General features: G+C 72.2%; 18 protein-coding genes and 2 pseudogenes. 5 read left to right on the plus strand and 15 right to left on the minus strand.

Going from position 1 to position 17,713, the window contains the following annotated elements; genetic code table 11:
- Positions 1-3: 3 nt before the first annotated feature.
- Genes tsaD through tsaB form a run of 3 tightly spaced genes read right to left on the minus strand, consistent with a single transcriptional unit; the run spans position 4 to position 2,196 of the window.
- Complete coding sequence (gene tsaD, locus RB614_RS02110; RefSeq protein WP_308710598.1) at positions 4-1,047, minus strand: tRNA (adenosine(37)-N6)-threonylcarbamoyltransferase complex transferase subunit TsaD; 1,044 nt, start codon at positions 1,045-1,047, stop codon at positions 4-6.
- Positions 1,040-1,483 carry a ribosomal protein S18-alanine N-acetyltransferase gene (gene rimI, locus RB614_RS02115; protein ID WP_308710599.1) on the minus strand — a complete coding sequence of 148 codons (444 nt, stop codon included), beginning with the start codon at positions 1,481-1,483 and terminating at the stop codon, positions 1,040-1,042. The genes tsaD and rimI overlap by 8 nt, the downstream gene beginning before the upstream one ends.
- On the minus strand, positions 1,480-2,196 hold the full coding sequence (gene tsaB / locus RB614_RS02120; RefSeq protein WP_308710600.1) for a tRNA (adenosine(37)-N6)-threonylcarbamoyltransferase complex dimerization subunit type 1 TsaB: 717 nt from the start codon (positions 2,194-2,196) through the stop codon (positions 1,480-1,482). The genes rimI and tsaB overlap by 4 nt, the downstream gene beginning before the upstream one ends.
- 212 nt (positions 2,197-2,408) lie before the next feature.
- Here tsaB and RB614_RS02125 point away from each other — a divergent pair, with 212 nt between their 5' ends.
- Positions 2,409-2,804 (plus strand): DUF7718 family protein, encoded by a 396-nt coding sequence (locus tag RB614_RS02125; protein WP_308710601.1) that lies wholly within the window; start codon positions 2,409-2,411, stop codon positions 2,802-2,804.
- Positions 2,791-3,213, plus strand: coding sequence for a hypothetical protein (locus tag RB614_RS02130; RefSeq protein ID WP_308710602.1), 423 nt, complete (start codon positions 2,791-2,793; stop codon positions 3,211-3,213). Before RB614_RS02125 ends, RB614_RS02130 begins: the two co-directional genes overlap by 14 nt.
- 10 nt (positions 3,214-3,223) lie before the next feature.
- Here RB614_RS02130 and ung read toward each other — a convergent pair whose 3' ends face one another.
- The 7 genes from ung to glmS form a co-directional block, all read right to left on the minus strand.
- The gene (gene ung / locus RB614_RS02135; protein WP_308710825.1) at positions 3,224-3,889 is read right to left on the minus strand and encodes a uracil-DNA glycosylase; all 666 of its coding nucleotides are present in this window, start codon (positions 3,887-3,889) and stop codon (positions 3,224-3,226) included.
- Between the two features lie 11 nt (positions 3,890-3,900).
- A complete protein-coding gene (gene tsaE / locus RB614_RS02140; protein ID WP_308710603.1) occupies positions 3,901-4,371 on the minus strand; it encodes a tRNA (adenosine(37)-N6)-threonylcarbamoyltransferase complex ATPase subunit type 1 TsaE in 471 nt (156 codons plus the stop codon).
- Positions 4,368-5,504: an alpha/beta fold hydrolase gene (locus RB614_RS02145; RefSeq protein ID WP_308710604.1), complete on the minus strand. Its 1,137-nt coding sequence runs from the start codon at positions 5,502-5,504 to the stop codon at positions 4,368-4,370. The genes tsaE and RB614_RS02145 overlap by 4 nt, the downstream gene beginning before the upstream one ends.
- Positions 5,501-6,619: an alanine racemase gene (gene alr, locus RB614_RS02150; RefSeq protein ID WP_308710605.1), complete on the minus strand. Its 1,119-nt coding sequence runs from the start codon at positions 6,617-6,619 to the stop codon at positions 5,501-5,503. The genes RB614_RS02145 and alr overlap by 4 nt, the downstream gene beginning before the upstream one ends.
- A gap of 47 nt (positions 6,620-6,666) precedes the next feature.
- Positions 6,667-8,100 carry an NAD(P)H-hydrate dehydratase gene (locus RB614_RS02155; protein ID WP_308710606.1) on the minus strand — a complete coding sequence of 478 codons (1,434 nt, stop codon included), beginning with the start codon at positions 8,098-8,100 and terminating at the stop codon, positions 6,667-6,669.
- 61 nt (positions 8,101-8,161) lie between these two features.
- On the minus strand, positions 8,162-8,554 hold the full coding sequence (locus RB614_RS02160; RefSeq protein ID WP_308710607.1) for a holo-ACP synthase: 393 nt from the start codon (positions 8,552-8,554) through the stop codon (positions 8,162-8,164).
- Positions 8,555-8,578: 24 nt separating this feature from the next.
- A complete protein-coding gene (gene glmS, locus RB614_RS02165) occupies positions 8,579-10,450 on the minus strand; it encodes a glutamine--fructose-6-phosphate transaminase (isomerizing) (protein WP_308710608.1) in 1,872 nt (623 codons plus the stop codon).
- Between the two features lie 175 nt (positions 10,451-10,625).
- Here glmS and RB614_RS02170 point away from each other — a divergent pair, with 175 nt between their 5' ends.
- Both RB614_RS02170 and RB614_RS02175 read left to right on the plus strand, forming a co-directional pair.
- Positions 10,626-11,258 carry an MmpS family transport accessory protein gene (locus RB614_RS02170; RefSeq protein ID WP_308710609.1) on the plus strand — a complete coding sequence of 211 codons (633 nt, stop codon included), beginning with the start codon at positions 10,626-10,628 and terminating at the stop codon, positions 11,256-11,258.
- A 90-nt stretch (positions 11,259-11,348) separates the two neighbouring features.
- Positions 11,349-12,485 (plus strand): annotated as a pseudogene (locus RB614_RS02175) (pyridoxal phosphate-dependent aminotransferase); the annotation flags it as partial.
- 50 nt (positions 12,486-12,535) lie between these two features.
- On the opposite strand, the pseudogene glmM reads toward RB614_RS02175, so the two are convergent.
- The 3 genes and pseudogenes from glmM to rplM all read right to left on the minus strand — a co-directional run.
- Positions 12,536-13,882 (minus strand): annotated as a pseudogene (gene glmM / locus RB614_RS02180) (phosphoglucosamine mutase); the annotation flags it as partial.
- 89 nt (positions 13,883-13,971) lie between these two features.
- Complete coding sequence (gene rpsI, locus RB614_RS02185; protein ID WP_308710610.1) at positions 13,972-14,439, minus strand: 30S ribosomal protein S9; 468 nt, start codon at positions 14,437-14,439, stop codon at positions 13,972-13,974.
- A gap of 20 nt (positions 14,440-14,459) precedes the next feature.
- Entirely contained in the window at positions 14,460-14,903 is a 444-nt protein-coding gene (gene rplM / locus RB614_RS02190; RefSeq protein ID WP_308710611.1) for a 50S ribosomal protein L13, read from the minus strand.
- 230 nt (positions 14,904-15,133) lie between these two features.
- Here rplM and RB614_RS02195 point away from each other — a divergent pair, with 230 nt between their 5' ends.
- A complete protein-coding gene (locus tag RB614_RS02195; protein ID WP_308710612.1) occupies positions 15,134-16,498 on the plus strand; it encodes an MFS transporter in 1,365 nt (454 codons plus the stop codon).
- A gap of 589 nt (positions 16,499-17,087) precedes the next feature.
- On the opposite strand, the gene RB614_RS02200 is transcribed toward RB614_RS02195, so the two are convergent.
- Together RB614_RS02200 and RB614_RS02205 are read right to left on the minus strand one after the other, a co-directional pair.
- Positions 17,088-17,381 carry a type II toxin-antitoxin system PemK/MazF family toxin gene (locus tag RB614_RS02200; protein WP_308710613.1) on the minus strand — a complete coding sequence of 98 codons (294 nt, stop codon included), beginning with the start codon at positions 17,379-17,381 and terminating at the stop codon, positions 17,088-17,090.
- On the minus strand, positions 17,371-17,616 hold the full coding sequence (locus RB614_RS02205; RefSeq protein ID WP_308710614.1) for a hypothetical protein: 246 nt from the start codon (positions 17,614-17,616) through the stop codon (positions 17,371-17,373). The genes RB614_RS02200 and RB614_RS02205 overlap by 11 nt, the downstream gene beginning before the upstream one ends.
- Between the last annotated feature and the right edge of the window lie 97 nt (positions 17,617-17,713).

The raw sequence follows: 17,713 nt of genomic DNA on the forward strand, positions 1-17,713 counted from the left end.
ACACTACACGCTCACAATCGTCAGTGGCATGGCCGAGTCGGCGGGAAGGTCCAGCCGGCTCGGGGCGACGCCGCGGGCGACCAGGTGGGCGCCGAGTGCGGCCACCATCGCACCGTTGTCGGTGCAGAGCTTCGGGCGCGGCGCGCGGACGGTGATGCCGCGCCGGGCGCAGCGCTCCTCGGCCAGCGCACGCAGCCGCGAGTTGGCGGCGACACCACCGCCGATCACCAGGGTCTCGATGCCGCGGTCGCGGCACGCGTCGACCGCCTTGGTCACCAGCACGTCGCAGACCGCCTCCTGGAACGATGCCGCCACGTCCGCGACCGGCACCGGCTCGCCGAGGCGTTCGCGCGCCTCCACCCACCGGGCCACCGCGGTCTTCAGTCCGGAGAACGAGAAGTCGAAGCGGTGCGCGGCCAGGTCCTTCGGCGCGGTGAGCCCGCGCGGGAACGGGATCGCGCCCGGGTCACCCTCGCGCGCCGCCCGGTCGATCGGCGGCCCACCCGGAAACGGCATGCCCAGCAGCCGCGCCACCTTGTCGAACGCCTCGCCGGCCGCGTCGTCGATCGTCGCGCCCAGCGGGGTCACGCCGGTGGCGAGGTCGTCCACCTCCAGCAGCGACGAGTGGCCACCGGAGACGAGCAGCGCGATCGCCGGCTCGGGCAGCGGCCCGTGCTCCAGCGTGTCGACCGCCACGTGCGCGGCCAGGTGGTTGACGCCGTAGATGGGCTTCTCGGCCGCCAGCGCGTACCCCTTGGCGGCGGCGACCCCGACGAGCAGCGCGCCGGCCAGGCCCGGCCCAGCGGTCACGGCGATCGCGTCGACGTCGGCGAGCGTGACCCCGGCCTCCTTCAGCGCCCGCTCCATTGTGGGCACGATGGCCTCGAGATGAGCGCGGCTGGCCACTTCCGGCACCACGCCGCCGAAGCGCGCGTGCTCGTCCACACTGGACGCCAGCGCGTCGGCGAGGAGCGTGTGGCCGCGCACGACACCCACTCCGGTCTCGTCGCACGAGGTCTCGATTCCCAGTACCAGCGGCTCAGTCATCGTGTCTCATCATCACCAGGGCGTCGGTGTTGCTCGGTTGGTAGTACCCGCGGCGAAGGCCCACCGCCTCGAATCCGTAGGCGCCGTAAAGCTTTTGCGCGGGTCCATTGTCGACAGCCACTTCGAGCAGCACCTTGCGTACGCCGCGCCGGGTGGCCTCGGCGAGCAGCGCCTCCAGCAAGGTACGCCCGATGCCGCGCCGCTGGGCGTCACGGCGCACCGCGATGTTTTGCACCCACGCCTCGTCGGGCGGTTGTACGGCGAGCCCCGCGTACCCGAGGATCTCGCCTTGGTCGCCGGTGGCCACGAGGTAGTACTGGCCGTTGGCCAGCTCGTTCCAGAACATGGCCGCCGACCACTGCTCGAGGCCGAAGAGGTCGGCCTCGATCGCCAGCACCTCGTCGATCTGCCACCAGCGGAGCGGCTCGATCCTCATCGCAGTACCGGTTTGCGCCCCGCCGCCGCCACCGCGTCCGGCCGCCGCAGGTAGAGCGGGGTGAGCCGCTCGCCCGGCCCCTTTGCGAGGACCCGCTGCGCGGCCAGCTCGGCGAGCGCGACCGCCGGCGGGTACCGCGGCTCGTCGCGCACCGGGAGACCGAGCACGTCCGCGTACTTGTGTGCCCCCTCACCCACCGCGGCGGTCACGCCGAGCCCGGCGATCCGCTCGGCGACCGCGGCGGGCAGGTCGACGTCGGGCTCGGTGACCGGCACACCACCGTCGTACACGGCCCAGTAGATCTCCTTGCGCCGCGCGTCGGTGGCGGCGAGGACCCGACCTTTCCGGCCGGCGTTGTCGCCCTGGCCGGCGTTGTCGCCCTGGCCGGCGTCGTCGCCCTGGGCGAGCGCGTCGAGCGAGCAGACGCCGTACGTGGGGATGCCGAGGGTCTGTCCCATGCTGGCCGCGGTGACCAGCCCGACCCGCAGCCCGGTGAACGGCCCCGGCCCGACCCCGGCCACGACCGCGTCAAGGTCGCGCGGCTGGACACCGGCCTCGCCGAGGACCTCGACGACGGCGGGCGCGAGCAGCTCCCCGTGCGCTTTGGCGTCGACGGCCTGCCGCTCCGCGCGCACGGCGACGCCGTGGTCGGCCACCTCCACGAGCGCGGCCGTCACCGCCGGAGTCGACGAGTCCACCACGAGTACCAGCACGATATGCACCCTATCCGGGCGCGGCTCACTCCGTGCCGCCAGCCATTACCACGCAACCGTGCATATGACAGTTGTCGATCATAGCCAAATCGCTGCCCAGGGGGTCAGGAGGGCATCGCGGAGCGGGATCCTTCGGTAGCTTGACGGCGTCTTCGAGAGGTCGCCGAATGGGAAAGACGAAGAGTCGCCCCGAAAAGGGTCGGCTTGCCGACATGACCATCTACCCCTTGGCGGATGACGACTGTTACCAGCCGCCGCCTGACCACGAGTGTGAGGAGTTCCAGCACCACATCGACCTGGCACCCGGCCACCGCATGGGATTTCGACAGGTCTATCGGCGAGGGACCAGCCAGATGGTCTATTTCGCCATCTGGCAGGCCGTCCGGCAGGACGAGGAATGGCACCCGGTAGCGCGAATCGACTGCTCGCACGGCACAGTCCATCGACACCAGTTCACTCAGTTGGGCGAAAACCACCGCATCGTGCTGGTTGAGATTCCAGTTGAGCGCGGTCGCGAGGTCGTGGATCGTTGGTATGAGCCGGCGGAGGCGATGATGCAGAATGATTGGGTGGACAACATCCGGAGGTGGCACGGTGACCAGGAGTGAAGAGAGGCCGGCGACACTCGCCAGCACCTTCGACTTCGCCCGCCGGCAGCGTGACCCTGGGTTTCGCCGATACCTGCACGATATCGGAGTGACGTCCCAGCACGACATCGTGATCGCGTTCGACGACGAGCCGGTCGTGTCGGTCGTAGCGCGCATCATCCACAATCACACAAGCTCGCCCTGCCTGATCGCGATCCCCCACCCCGACGAGCCGTACGGCTTCCGGATGATGTTCGCCGAGGCGGGGGCGGCTAGGACGCACTGGCCGGCCAAGCGCCCCGACCCAGTCCAGCTCGGCAAGGACGCGAGCATCGGCATGCTCTATTCGGCGCTGGCCAGCAGCGGCGAGTTCGTGCCCGGCGAGTGGGTCCGTCCCGTGGTGTTCAAGCAGGTGCCCGCGCAGGCGTAGCGCCGCCTCGTCAGAGGCGGGACCAGTCGATCGGGGTGAGGCCGGCGTCGGCCAGGGCCTTGTTCGTGGCGCTGAACGGGCGGGTGCCCAGAAAGCCGCGCGGGTTCATCGGGCTGGGGTGGCCGGCCTCCAGCACGACGTGGGTCGGGTTGGTGATCAGCGCGCTCTTCTTGCGGGCGTAGCCGCCCCAGAGCAGAAACACCACCCGCTCCGCGCGGTCGTTCAGCGCGCGGATCGTGGCGTCGGTGAAGTCTTCCCAGCCGTGGTTGGCGTGCGAGCCGGGCGTGCCGGCGCGGACGGTGAGCACCGCGTTGAGCAGGAGGACGCCCTGGGCGGCCCAGCCGGTGAGGTCGCCGGAGCGGGACGGTGGCACGCCCAGGTCGGCGGCGAGCTCCTTGTAGACGTTGCGCAGCGACGGGGGCACCGACACGCCGGGGCGGACGCTGAAGCTCAGCCCGTGCGCCTGGCCGGCCTTGTGGTACGGGTCCTGGCCCAGGATCAGCACGCGGCAGGCCTCGGGAGCGCAGAGCCGGTACGCGGAGAAGAGGTCCTCCAGGGGCGGGAAGCAGGGGCCGCCCTGGTACTCGGCATCGACGAAAGCGGCCAGCTCCGCCACCCGGGCCGGGTCCACGTACCCGGCGACCGCCTCACGCCACCCCGCGGGCAGCAGCTCCATCAGGTCGAGCGTCACAGTTCCTCCACGCGTGCCGTCCAGTCCCCACCGTGGGGCACCAAGCTGACCTCGCGGGAGTCGTCGTCTCGGCGGTCGATGCGGACCTGGAGGTGCGTGTCGGACAGCTGCTCCACCACGCCCTCGCCCCACTCCACCACGGTGACCGAGTCGTCCACCGAGGCGTCCAGGTCGAGGTCGTCGATCTCCGCCCGCGGGTCGATCGCCGAGCCTAGCCGGTACGCGTCGGCGTGTACGAGAGCGACGCGGCCACCCTTCGCCGGGTCGGGCCGGTGCACGCGGGCGATCACGAACGTCGGCGAGGTGACGTCACCGCGTACGCCCAGGCCGGCGCCGATGCCGCGGACCAGCGCGGTCTTGCCGGCGCCGAGCGGGCCGGTGAGCACGACCAGGTCACCGGCGCGCAGGATGGCGGCGAGGTGCCGGCCGAAGTCTTCCGTATCCGAGACAGTGGGGAGCGTCGTCACGCGGTCAGCTTCTCCAGAAACGCGACCAGCACGGCGTTGACCTCGTCGGCGTGCTCCAGCATCACCACGTGCCCGCTGTCGGGCACCTGGACGAACTCGGCGTCCGGCACGTGCCGCAGGATCTCCTCGGAGTGGGTGACCGGCGTGATCATGTCCTTGTCGCCGACGATGACCAGCGCGGGCGCGGAGCGCAGCGCCTTGAGCGCCGGGTACCGGGCGTGGGTGTAGAGGGTGCGCAGGTAGCGGGCGACGGTCTCGGTGGAGGTGCGGGCGTTCATCTCCTCCACGTAGGAGACGAGCGCGGGGCTGGGCTTGGGGTCGCCGAAGCCGTACCGCCGGGTGAGCAGCCAGGCCAGGTCGGACGAGGCGTGCCGGGCCCGGTCGATCACGCCGCCGCTGAGCCGGGTGGCGCTGTTGACCAGCGGCATCAGCGGCGAGCCGGCCTTGGCGATCAGCGCGGGCAGCCCGAACTTCGTCTCCTCCAGCCGCCCGCCCGAGGTGGACATCAACACGGTCGCCACGACCCGGCCGCCGAAGTACTCCGGGTGCTGCTCGGCGAAGGCCATGATGGTCATGCCGCCCATCGAGTGGCCGATCAGCACGATCGGGCCCTCGGGCACGGTCTCGTCGAGCACCGTCCGGAGCGCCTCGCCGAGCGCGGGCAGCTCGTACTCGCCGGACTCCAGCTTTCCGGAGCGGCCGTGCCCGGGCTGGTCGTAGAAGACCATCCGGTAGTCGCCGCGGCGGGTCAGCTCCTTGCGCTGGAAGTGGAACGTGCCCATGTCGAGGGCGAAGCCGTGCACGAAGACGAGCGTCGGCTCCAGCGAGGTCATCGCGCCGGTCACCTCGGCGACGAACTCGGCGTCCAGCTCCACGCCGTCGGTCGGCTCGACGATCTCCACGTAGAGGTCGGTGCCGTCCGCGGTGGTGACGGTGAGCGCCTCGTCGTACGCGAGGTTGCCGAAGTCCTCGTCGTCGTAAGGGTCGTCGGACGCGCGCTTGGAGCGGCGCACCAGGGCACGCTCGGCCACCACACCGGCCGCCACGCCGACGGCGGCCACCCCCACGACCGCCCCGAGCAGCCCGGCGCGCTTGCGCATCGACCGGCTGGCCAGCCCTTCGCTCCGGCTCATGCGCGCTCTCCGTCGTACACGCGGGGCACCCGGACGCCGCCGAAGCGGGTCACGATCTCGTAGTTGATCGTGCCGACCGCCTCGGCCCAGTCGTCGGCGGTGGGCTCGCCACCGGCGCCGCTGCCGAAGAGGGTCGCCACGTCGCCGGCGGCCACCGGGTCGTCGCCGCAGTCGAGCACCACCTGGTCCATGCAGACCCGCCCGGCGATCCGCCGCACCTTGCCGCCGAGCTGGACGGGGCCGGAGTTGGAGGCGTGGCGGGGGACGCCGTCCGCGTACCCGAGGGGGACGACCGCGAGCGTGGTCTCCCGCCCGGTGCGGTACGTGTGGCCGTACGACACGCCCTGCCCGGCCGGCACCCGCTTGGTGAGCATGACCCGGGCGCGGGCGGTCATGGCCGGCCGCAGCCCGTGGCGCTCCCCGGCGATCGGCGAGAGCCCGTAGACCGCGATGCCCGGGCGGACCAGGTCGAAGTGGGCGTCGGGGCGGGTGAGGGTGGCGGCCGAGTTGGCGATGTGCTTGTAAGGGGCGTCCACCCCGAGGCGCTCGGCGGTCGCCACGCCCTCCCGGAAGGCGTCGAGCTGGCGGTCGATCGTCTCGTGGCCGGGCTCGTCCGCGTACACGAAATGGCTCCACACCCCGACGACCTCGACCAGCCCGTCGGCCTCGGCCTTCGCGGCGGCCTCGACCAGCGCCGGCCAGTCGGCCGGCGTCGCGCCGCCGCGCGCCAGGCCGGTGTCGATCTTCAGATGTACGCGCGCCGGGCGCCCGGCGACGCGCGCGGCGGTGATCATCTCGCCGAGCTGCGCGAGGCTGCCGGCGCCCAGGTCGATCCCGGCCGTGACACCCTCGTGCAGCGGCAGCCCGGGCGCGAACAGCCAGGCCAGCACCGGCGCGGTGATGCCGCCCCGGCGCAGCGTGAGCGCCTCGTCGAGCGTGCAGACGCCGAGCCAGCTCGCGCCCGACTCGAGGGCCGCCCGAGCCACCGGCAGCATGCCGTGCCCGTATGCGTCCGCCTTGACCACCGCCATGACTTCGGCGGTGGTGCCGGCGCGCAACAGGGCCACGTTGTCGCGTATCGCGTCCAGGTCGACGCGGACCTCGGCCTGCCACATGCGGATCAGCCTACTGGCCCGCCAGCCGGCGACATCCTGTACACACGTCAGAACGACGCGGGCACGACCTCGCGCAGCGCGGCGGCGACGTCGGGCGCGGTCACCGGGCCGCTCCGGGCGGCCGCCCGTCCGGCCAGCCCGTGCAGGTACGCGGCCGCGACCGCCGCCCGCTCCGGCGCGACCCGGGCGGCCAGCAGCGAGCCGAGCAGCCCGGCCAGCACGTCGCCGGTGCCGCCGGTGGCCAGCGCCGGCGTGCCGGTCGGGTTGGCCCAGGCGCGGCCGGCCGGTGTGGCGACGACCGTGCGGTCACCCTTGAGCAGCACGACCGCGTTCATCCAGGAGGCCAGCCGGAGCGCGGCGCCGACCCGGTCGTCGCCGGGCTCGCCACCGGCCAGGCGGGCGAACTCGCGGTCGTGCGGGGTCACCACGATCGGCGCGTCGCGCCCCCGCAGCTGGTCGGCCATCGAGCCGTCGACCAGCAGGGTCAGCGCGTCCGCGTCGAGCACGGCCGGGAGGGAGGTGGCCAGCACGGTACGCAGCTCGGTGGCGGCCGCCTCGTCGGTGCCCAGCCCGGAGCCGCAGACCCAGGCCTGCACCCGCCCCGCCTCGGCCACCCGCTGGGTCGCGATCACGGACGGGTGATGGCGCAGCACCTGGGTGGCGGCGCCGCCCGCGTACCGGACCATGCCCGCCGGGCCGGCCAGCGCACCGCCCACGGAGAGGACCGCCGCGCCCGGGTACATCGCCGAGCCGGTCGCGATGCCGACCACGCCCCGGGTGTACTTCTCCGAGGCGGCGTCCAGGCGGGGCCACCACTGCTCGATGTCCGGCCACTCCGGTACGGCCAGCGCGGCGTCCGCCCGCAGCCACGGCCCGAGCCCGATGTCGACCAGCTCGACCTCACCGGCGTACGGCGCGGCCGGCCCCACCACCAGCGCCGGCTTGAGGCAGCCGAACGTCACGGTCACGTCGGCCCGTACCGCCGGCCCGCTGAGCCCGCCGGTGTCGACCTCGACGCCGCTGGGGATGTCGACCGCCACGATCGTGGTGCCCCGGGCCCGTAGCAGCCGTACGGCGGCCTCGGCGGCGGGGCGCAGGCCACCCGAGCCACCCAGCCCGACGATGCCGTCGACGGCGAGATCCAGGTCGCGCGGGACCGCGTCGACGACCCGGCCGCCGGCTGCCCGGAGCGCCGCCAGCCCGCCCTGGTGTACCCGCTCCGGCACGAGCAGCAGCGCGGAGACGGCGACGCCCCGGCGGGCCAGGAACGCGCCGGCGTAGAGCGCGTCACCGCCGTTGTTGCCGGCGCCGGCGAGCAGCAGGACCCGGGAGCCGTACACGCCGCCCCGCTCGGCGAGCAGGAGCGCGCAGCGGCGGGCGAGCCCGGCCGCGGCCCGCCGCATGAGCGAGCCCTCGGGCACGGTGCGCATCAGCGCTTCCTCGGCCGCGCGCACGTCGCTGACCCGCCAGGCCCGCCTCATCGCCTGACCTTCGATCGGTCGCTCAGCGCCGCTGTGCGCGGCCGCCGCTTCTCCCGCTCCCTCACGAGGCAGCCACCTCTTCCGCCAGTCGCTCCGCTACCACCATGGCGGACGCGATCCCCCCGTCGTGCGACAACGACAGATGCCAGCGGGTGATCCCCCGCTCGGTGGCCACGGCGGCGACCGTGCCGGCGACGGTCAGCCAGGGGCGGCCGTCCGGGTCGGTCACGATCTCGCAGTCGTGCCAGCGCAACCCGACCGGCGCGCCCAGCGCCTTCGCCACCGCCTCCTTGGCCGCGAAGCGGGCGGCGAGCGACTCCGCCGAGCGCGGGTTGCCCGACGCCGTGTGCCGCTCCGCCTCGGTGAAGAGGCGGTCGGCCAGCAGCGGGGTGCGGGCCAGCGCGCCGGTGAACCGCTCGACCAGGACGACGTCGATGCCGACAGCCACGATCACGCCGCTAACCCTAGCGGCGGGAACTCACTCGACCGTGACGGACTTCGCGAGGTTGCGGGGCTGGTCGACGTCGTGGCCGCGGGCGGCGGCGATCTCGCAGGCGAGCACCTGCAACGGCACGGTGGTCACCAGCGGGGCGAGGAGCGTCGGCGTGCGGGGCACCCGGACCAGGTGATCCGCGTACGGCAGGACGGCGTCGTCGCCCTCCTCGGCGATCACGATGGTCTGCGCGCCGCGGGCCCGTACCTCCTGGATGTTGGAGACGATCTTGTCGTGGAGCACGCCCCGGCCGGCCGGCGAGGGCACCACGCACACCACCGGACAGCCCTCGTCGATCAACGCGATCGGGCCGTGCTTGAGCTCGCCGGCCGCGAAGCCCTCGGCGTGCATGTACGCCAGCTCCTTGAGCTTCAGCGCGCCCTCCAGGGCCACCGGGTAGCCCACGTGGCGGCCGATGAACAGCACGCTCTTCGCCTCGGCCAGCGACCGGGCCAGCGCGCGCACCGGCTCCATCGTGCCGAGGACCTCCTGCAGCTTGCCCGGCATCTCCTGGAGCTGGGCGACGACCGCGGCGACCTCGTCCGCGTACTTGATCCCGCGCACCTGGGCCAGGTGGAGCCCGACCAGGTAGCAGGCGACGAGCTGGGTCAGGAACGCCTTGGTCGAGGCGACCGCGATCTCCGGCCCGGCGTGCGTGTAGAGCACGGCGTCGGACTCGCGCGGGATCGTCGAGCCGTTGGTGTTGCAGATCGCGAGCACGCGCGCCTTTTGCTCCTTGGCGTGGCGCAGCGCCATCAGCGTGTCCATCGTCTCGCCGGACTGGCTGATCGCCACCACCAGCGTGGACCGGTCGAGCACCGGGTCGCGGTAGCGGAACTCGCTGGCCAGCTCGACCTCGCAGGGGATGCGGGTCCAGTGCTCGATCGCGTACTTGGCGACGAGGCCGGCGTGGTAGGCCGTGCCGCAGGCGACGATGAAGACCTTGTCGACGTCGCGCAGGTCCTGGTCGGTGAGGCGGACCTCGTCGAGGACGATCTCGCCGCTCTCGGTCAGGCGGCCGAGCAGCGTGTCGCCGACCGCCTGCGGCTGCTCGGCGATCTCCTTGAGCATGAAGTAGTCGTAGCCGCCCTTTTCCGCGGCGGAGGCGTCCCAGTCGATGTGAAAGTCCTTGCCGCTCGCGGGCTGGCCGGTGAAGTCGGTGATCTCGATGCCCTCGGGAGTGATCAGCACAACCTGGTCCTGCCCCAGCTCGACCGCCTCGCAGGTGTGCTCGATGAAGGCGGACACGTCGCTGGCCAGGTAATTCTCCCCCGAGCCGCGGCCCACCACCAGCGGCGAGTTGCGCCGGGCGCCGACCACCGCGCCGGGCACGGCCGAGTCGACGGCGAGCAGGGTGAACGCGCCCTCCAGCCGCTGGCAGACCCGGCGCATCGCGGCGGCCAGCCCTTCCGCGCTGGGCGCGCCCTCCAGGCCCAGCTCGGTGGCGAGCAGGTGGGCGGCGCACTCGGTGTCGGTGTCGCTGGCGAACTCGACGCCGTCGGCCTCCAGCTCGGCGCGGAGCTTGGCGAAGTTTTCGATGATGCCGTTGTGGATCACGGCGACGCGGCCGTCGCGGGACAGGTGCGGGTGGGCGTTACGGTCGGTGGGGCCGCCGTGGGTGGCCCAGCGGGTGTGCCCGATCGCGGTGCTGCCGTCGCCGATGCCGGCGGTGGGCGCCTCGGCCAGGCTCTTTTCCAGGTTGGCCAGCTTGCCGGCCCGCTTTTCGGTCAGGAGGCGGTCACCGGTCACCACGGCGACCCCCGCCGAGTCATACCCGCGGTATTCCAACCGGCGCAGCCCGTCCAGCACGATGCCCAACGCCGGCCGGGCACCGACGTAGCCCACGATTCCACACATGGTCCGCAGCGTAGCCCACTTTCGCTCACGATGCCTGCTCGAAAGCCCCGGTATCGCTCATCCGACATGAGCGTTTGCGGCAATCGGGGGAAGAATCGGACACCGGACTTGCCCAGCGGGGCAATCGTGGAACACCGTGACTCGCCGCAGTCTTCATCCGGGGGGATAACGCTCGATGACCTACCCGCCGCCGTACGAGCAGCAGCCCGGCGCCCAGCCGACCCAGCCGGTCTCGCCGCATCCGCCGTCCTCGTCGCCGCCGACCGCGCCGTACCCCTCGTACCTCGGCGCGCCCACGCCACCGCGCCGCTCCAACGGGCCGATCCTCGCCGTGGTGGTCGCGCTGGCCGTGCTGCTGGTGGGTGGCACCGTGACCGCCGGCGTGCTGCTGGTCAACCGGGGCGACGACCCGGGCCGGGTCACCGCCGACCCCACCCGGGACGCCGAGACGCCGCGGGTGGAGCGGACGACACCGGAGACGGAGCCCACCGGCGACGACGACGGCGGCTACGGCAACGAGGGCGGTGGCGGCAAGGTCGTGTACGAGGTCACCGGCGACGGCCCGGTGAGCATCGTCTACCTCAAGGAGGACGGTGTCACCCCGGAGCGAGCCAGCGACACCGACCTGCCCTGGCGCAAGGAGGTGACCATGACCGAGGACGCGGCCCTGGTCACGGTCACCGCCATCCGCAGCGGAGGCGGCAAGGGCACCATCCAGTGCCGGATCACGATCGACGGCGAGGAGGTGGCGAAGAAGGAGGCCAGCGGCACCTTCGCCACCGCCACGTGCACAAAATTGATCTTGTAGTCGCGCGGTTAGGCTGACCCGGTGACCACCATCGACAGCGATCCCGGCGTACGCCGCATGCGCTCCTTCGGCACCACGATCTTCGCCGAGATGTCCGCGCTGGCCGTACGCACCGGGGCGGTCAACCTGGGGCAGGGCTTCCCGGACACCGACGGTCCGGCCGAGATGCTGGCGGCGGCCGCCGAGGCGCTGCGCGGCGGGCACAACCAGTACCCACCCGGGCCCGGCATCCCCGCGCTGCGGGCCGCGGTCGCCCAGCACCAGCGGCGGTTCTGGGGCCTGGAGTACGACCCGGACGGCGAGGTGCTGATCACCGCCGGCGCGACCGAGGCCGTCGCGGCGGCGATCCTCGGGCTCTGCGAGCCGGGTGACGAGGTGGTCTGCTTCGAGCCCTACTACGACTCGTACGCGGCCTCGATCGCGCTCGCCGGCGCGGTGCGGCGCCCGGTCACCCTCCGCCCCGGGGCCGGTGACCGCCGGTCCGAGGAGCGGAGCGACGAGGGCGGCGGAAGCCGGCTGCCCGGGGCGGCCAGCGAGCGAAGCGAGCGCAGTCAGCAGAGCCCCGGGGCTGACGGGCGGTACGGCTTCGACCCGGCCGAACTGCGCGCGGCGTTCGGCCCGCGGACCCGGCTGGTGCTGCTCAACTCGCCGCACAACCCGACCGGCAAGGTCTTCACCCGGGCCGAGCTCACCCAGGTCGCCGAGCTGTGCCAGGAGTACGGCGCCTACGCGGTGACCGACGAGGTCTACGAGCACCTGGTCTTCTCCGATGCCAGCGATGCGCACATACCGCTCGCCACGCTGCCCGGCATGCGCGAGCGTACGGTCCGCATCTCCTCGGCCGGCAAGACGTTCTCCTGCACCGGCTGGAAGATCGGCTGGGCGAGCGGCCCGGCCGCGCTGGTGACGGCCGTGCTGCGGGTCAAGCAGTTCCTGACCTTCGTCAACGGCGCACCGCTCCAGCCCGCGGTCGCGGTGGCGCTGGGCCTGCCGGACAGCTACTACGAGGGCTTCCGGGCCGGGCTGGAGGCGCGGCGGGACCAGCTCATGGCCGGGCTGGCCGACGCCGGCTTCGGCGTGCTGCCGTCCGAGGGCACGTACTTCGTGACCACCGACATCACCCCGCTGGGCGGGACGGACGGGATGGAGTTCTGCCGCTCGCTGCCCCAACGCTGCGGGGTGGTGGCCGTGCCGACCGAGGTGTTCTACGACGACCCGGAGGCGGGCAAGCGGCTGGTCCGGTTCGCGTTCTGCAAGCGCCCCGAGGTGATCGACGAGGCGGCGGGGCTCGCCTCGCGTACCGCCGCGGCGATCCGCTCGGCCACCGACCGGGCGATCTCCACCGTGGCCGCCTCGACCATGACCCGTACCAGCGGCTCGGTGCCGGAGGGGCGCAGCAGCACCCGCCCGGTCTCGCCCAGCTCGGCCTCGGCCGCGGCGGTCGCCGCCAGCACCGCCGGCGCGCTGGCCCCCGCCGCACGGTCGCCGACCGGCACGTTGACCAGCACCTGGGGCAGCTTGGTGACCACGGAGGCGAGGTCGGCGAGCGAACGGCCGGTGGCGGCCATCCGGGACATGAGGTGCAGGCCGGTGAGGACGCCGTCGCCGGTCGTCGCGTACGCCGGCATCACGATGTGCCCGCTCTGCTCACCGCCGAGCGCGAGGGCCGAGGCGCGCAGCTCCTCCAGCACGTACCGGTCGCCGACCTTGGTCTCGACCAGCCGGATGTCCTCCCGCGACATGGCCAGGCGCAGGCCGAGGTTGCTCATCACGGTGGCGACCAGCGTGTCGGCGGTCAGCGCGCCGCTCTCCCGCATGGCCAGGGCGAGGATCGCCATGATCTCGTCGCCGTCGACCTCCACCCCGTCGGCCGTGACGGCCAGGCAGCGGTCGGCGTCGCCGTCGTGCGCGATACCCAGGGCGGCGCCGTGCTCCAGGACCGCGGCCTTGATCGGCTCCAGGTGGGTCGAGCCGCAGCCGTCGTTGATGTTGAGGCCGTCGGGCTCGGCGTGGATGGCGATCACCTCGGCGCCGGCCTCGCGGTAGGCCAGCGGCGCGACGTCGGAGGCCGCGCCGTTGGCGCAGTCGACCACGACCTTCAGCCCGTCGAGGCGGTGCGGCACGGTGCCGACCAGGTGCTGCACGTAGTGCTCGGCGCCGTCGAGAAGGTCGTGCACGCGGCCGACCCCGCCGCCGGTGGGACGGGCCCACGAGGCGCCAGCCGCGACGGCGGCCTCGATCTTGTGCTCGACGTCGTCGGGCAGCTTGTGCCCGCCCGCGGCGAAGAGCTTGATCCCGTTGTCGGGCATCGGGTTGTGCGAGGCGGAGAGCATCACGCCGAGGTCGGCCTTGGCCTCACCCACGAGGAAGGCCACGCCGGGCGTCGGGAGCACCCCGACCCGCACCACGTTGGCGCCGGCGCTGGCGAGGCCGGCCACCACGGCCGACTCGAGCATCTCGCCACTGGCCCGCGGGTCGCGGCCGACGACCGCGAGCGGCGGGTGGCTGCGGTCGGACTCAGCCAGCGTGCGGGCGGCGGCGACGGCCACCGCCATCGCGAGCTCAGGCGTGAGGTCGGCGTTGGCCCGCCCGCGTACGCCATCGGTGCCGAAGAGACGAGCCATGAGCCCCACTTTCGAGAGCAAACAGAACGGCCGGTGCCGCCCACTTTTCCACAGGGCGGCCCGGCCGTCTTTCAGCAGTACAAAACGCGTCAGCGCTTGGAGTACTGAGGAGCCTTACGGGCCTTCTTGAGACCGTACTTCTTGCTCTCCTTGACGCGGGCGTCACGGGTGAGGAAGCCGGCCTTCTTGAGCGCCGGGCGGTCGTCGATATCGTTGGCGCAGAGCGCGCGGGCGATGCCCAGCCGCAGCGCGCCGGCCTGGCCCGTGATGCCGCCGCCACGCAGGTTGGCGATGACGTCGAAGGCCTCGACCTTTTCGGCGGTCACCAGCGGCTCCTTGATGAGCTGCTGGTGCACCTTGCTCGGGAAGTACTCCTCGAGCTCGCGACCGTTGCAGGTGATCTTGCCGGTGCCGGGCACGATGCGCACCCGGACGATGGCCTCCTTGCGGCGGCCCACGGTCTGGATGGGACGGTCACCACGGGGCACGCGGGCGGCGGGCACCGGGGCGGTCTCGACGGCCGGCGGCGCCGGGGTCGGGACGATGGTGTCGGTCATGCTTGTTCCTTCGCCCGCGCTCACTGCGCGATCTGCTTGATCTCGAACGGCACCGGCTTCTGCGCGGCGTGCGGGTGCTCGGCGCCGGCGTAGACCTTCAGCTTCTTGATGAGCTTTCGACCCAGACGGTTGTGCGGCAGCATGCCCTTGACCGCCAGCTCGATGGCGCGCTCCGGGCGCTTGGTGAGCAGCTCGTCGTAGCCCACCTGCTTGAGACCACCCGGGTAGCCGGAGTGCCGGTAGGCGACCTTGGTGTGCCGCTTGTTGCCGGTCAGCGCGACCTTGCCAGCGTTGACGATCACCACGAAGTCACCGGTGTCGACGTGCGGCGCGAAGGTCGGCTTGTGCTTGCCGCGCAGCAGCGTGGCGGCGTGGGTCGCCAGACGGCCCAGCACGACGTCAGAGGCGTCGATGACGTGCCACTGACGCTCGATCTCACCCGGCTTCGGGCTGTACGTACGCACAGGTTTACCTTGTCTCGTCGTCGGTCTGGGGGCGCACGCCGAGGCCGCCGCTCACTGGCAGCGCGTCCGGCATTAGCACAACAGCAGGCAACGATACCCGGTCGCCCGTGTCCGATGCAAAACGGCCCCCAACCTCACAACGGCCGCCGCCGCCGTGGTGCGGCGCGCTTTACCGCCGGGGTACGCCGAGCGGAATCCTCCGGCAAAGTCGCGTCCGTAACTTCCCCGCCATGAGTACGACACTGACCCCCACCGTGGCCGCCGCCGCGGCTGCCCCGGCCGGTAAGGGCCGGTGGCTCACCCACTGGGAGCCGGAGAACGAGGAGTTCTGGGCCACCACCGGCCGCCGGGTCGCCCGGCGCAACCTGGTGTTCTCGATCTTCGCGGAGCACCTCGGCTTCTCCGTCTGGACCATCTGGAGCGTCGTGGTCGTAGCGCTCCCGCAGACCCTCTTCCCCTACTCCGTGGACCAGCGCTTCTGGCTGGTCGCGCTCCCCAACCTCATCGGCGCGCTGATGCGCATCCCGTACACGTTCGCGGTCACCCGCTTCGGCGGCCGCACCTGGACCATGATCAGCGCGCTCCTGCTGCTCATCCCGCTCGCCGGCCTCATGTACGCGGTGACCGCCCGGCCGCCGTACTGGGTGGTGCTGGTCTGCGCGGCCACGGCCGGCTTCGGCGGGGGCAACTTCGCCTCGTCCATGACCAACATCTCCTTCTTCTACCCGGAGCGGAAGAAGGGCACGGCACTCGGCCTCAACGCGGCCGGCGGCAACATCGGCATCAGCACGATGCAGCTGTTCGTACCCGTGGTGATCGCCGCCGGCCTGGTCTACGGCGGGCTGATGTGGGTGCCGCTCGTGCTGGCGGCCTCCGTCGGGGCGTACCTGTACATGAACAACCTCTCCGTGGCCAAGACGCCGTTCCGGGCCCAGTTCGCCACCGTCAGGCGGCCGCACACCTGGGTCATGTCCTTCCTGTACATCGGCACGTTCGGGTCGTTCCTCGGCTACTCGGCGGCGTTCCCGCTGGTGCTCAAGCTGCAGTTCCCGGACGCGCCGACCGCGCACTGGGGCGCGGCCACGATCACGCTCGCGTTCACCGGGCCGCTGATCGGCTCGCTGGCCCGGCCGTTCGGCGGCTGGCTCTCCGACCGGATCGGCGGGGCGCGGGTCACCGCCGCCTGCTTCACGCTCATGGCCCTCGGGTCGTACGGCGTGGTCACGGCCGCCGGCAGCAAGAACATGGGGCTGTTCCTCGCCTCGTTCTGGCTGCTCTTCACGGCGGCCGGCGCGGGCAACGGCTCGACCTACCGGATGATCCCGGCGATCTTCGCGGCGAAGTCGCCGGACCTGACCGTCGCCAAGCGCGAGTCGGCGGCGACCCTCGGCATCGCCGGCGCGGTCGGCGCGATGGGTGGCTTCTACCTGCCCCGCGCGATCAGCGACTCCTACACCGCGACCGGCGGCATCTCGACCGCTTTCACCTGGTTTGGCGTGATGTACGCCGCCTGCCTCGCCGTCACCTGGTGGTGCTACCTGCGCCGCCGCGTCCTGATCAGCCAGCTGCCGAGCCTGGCCCACGCGTCCATCTGACCCGCTCACCGATCTGGGGGTGTCGCCGCCGCGGCACCCCCAGATCCACAAACACAGAGACTTCGAGCTACCGCGACGCCCGCCGTGGTCCGGACCGTCGCTCCCGCGGCCTCACCCTCCGCGGTCCAACGACCCTGGCCCGGGCCGACGGCCCGGCACGCACGGTGCCCACGTCTCGCTCGCCAGCCCTCGCTCGACGCCACACAGTGGGCGATGTCCGGGACGTCGCCAGCCGTGCCCGCCGGTGAATGTAGATCTAGAACGTTTAGGGCTCTATATCAGCCCTAGATGTTCTAGATCTACTTCGATCCGGTCGTACGCGGCGGAGTTGACGGACAGCGGGCCCGGCCCTCCTCACACTGCCGCGGCGTTCGGGCCTGGACGGGCGGTAGGCGGTCCAGGCGTTGGGCTGGTCGCGCGGAGCCGGCAGCGGAGGCCGGGGAACTCGGCGAGCGCCAGCTCGCCGACGGCCGCAGCGGGGGCCCGCGGGAAAGCACCCCAAGAAAACGCTCCGCTGCGCTCCACGTTTCCCCGGGGACCCCGCGCATGCGGTCCGCAGCTGATGCGGGCCTGGGCAAATCCGCCTAAATCAGAGGTCCTGGATGATGCGGAGCGCGCGGGAGACGCGCTGCATGGTGTCGGTGTCGGCGTAGTCGACGCACTCGGTGAACCACTTCTTCATCGGCGACGAGAGGCGGTCGGGCATCACCACGTACTGGCCCATCGAGACGGCGAGCGGGGAGTCACGCAGCAGCTCCTCTTCCACCACCTCGGCGACGAGGACGATGGGCACGTCGGTGCTGTTGTAGACGTCTGAGCTGATCACCAGGCCCAGCCGCTCGCGGGCACCCTCGACGCGCCAGATCTCGCCCCTACGCAGCACGGAAGATCGCTGCGTCCACCATCGCCACCTCGCGCTCGTCGGCCAGCGCCGCGGCCTCCAGGTCGAAGCCGGCGCGCTGCACGGCGGCGGCGTGCGCGGCGAACACCTCGCGCAGCGCCTTTTCCCGGGCGGCCTGGTCCATCCAGGCGGAGAGCGTCAGGCCGTCGCGCTCGGCGAACCGTCGGGCCTCCTCGATCGTGTCGTCGGGGAACGACAGGGTCACCTTCTTGGTCATGCGCAAGAGCATACCCGCGGTATGACCAGCGGACCTCCGCACAGTAGGGCCTCCCGCACCTATCGCCGATGGGTACGCTCCCATCGATATCGGCCAT

It is taken from the genome of Phytohabitans maris, from assembly GCF_031085175.1.
Classification (GTDB): domain Bacteria; phylum Actinomycetota; class Actinomycetes; order Mycobacteriales; family Micromonosporaceae; genus Phytohabitans; species Phytohabitans maris.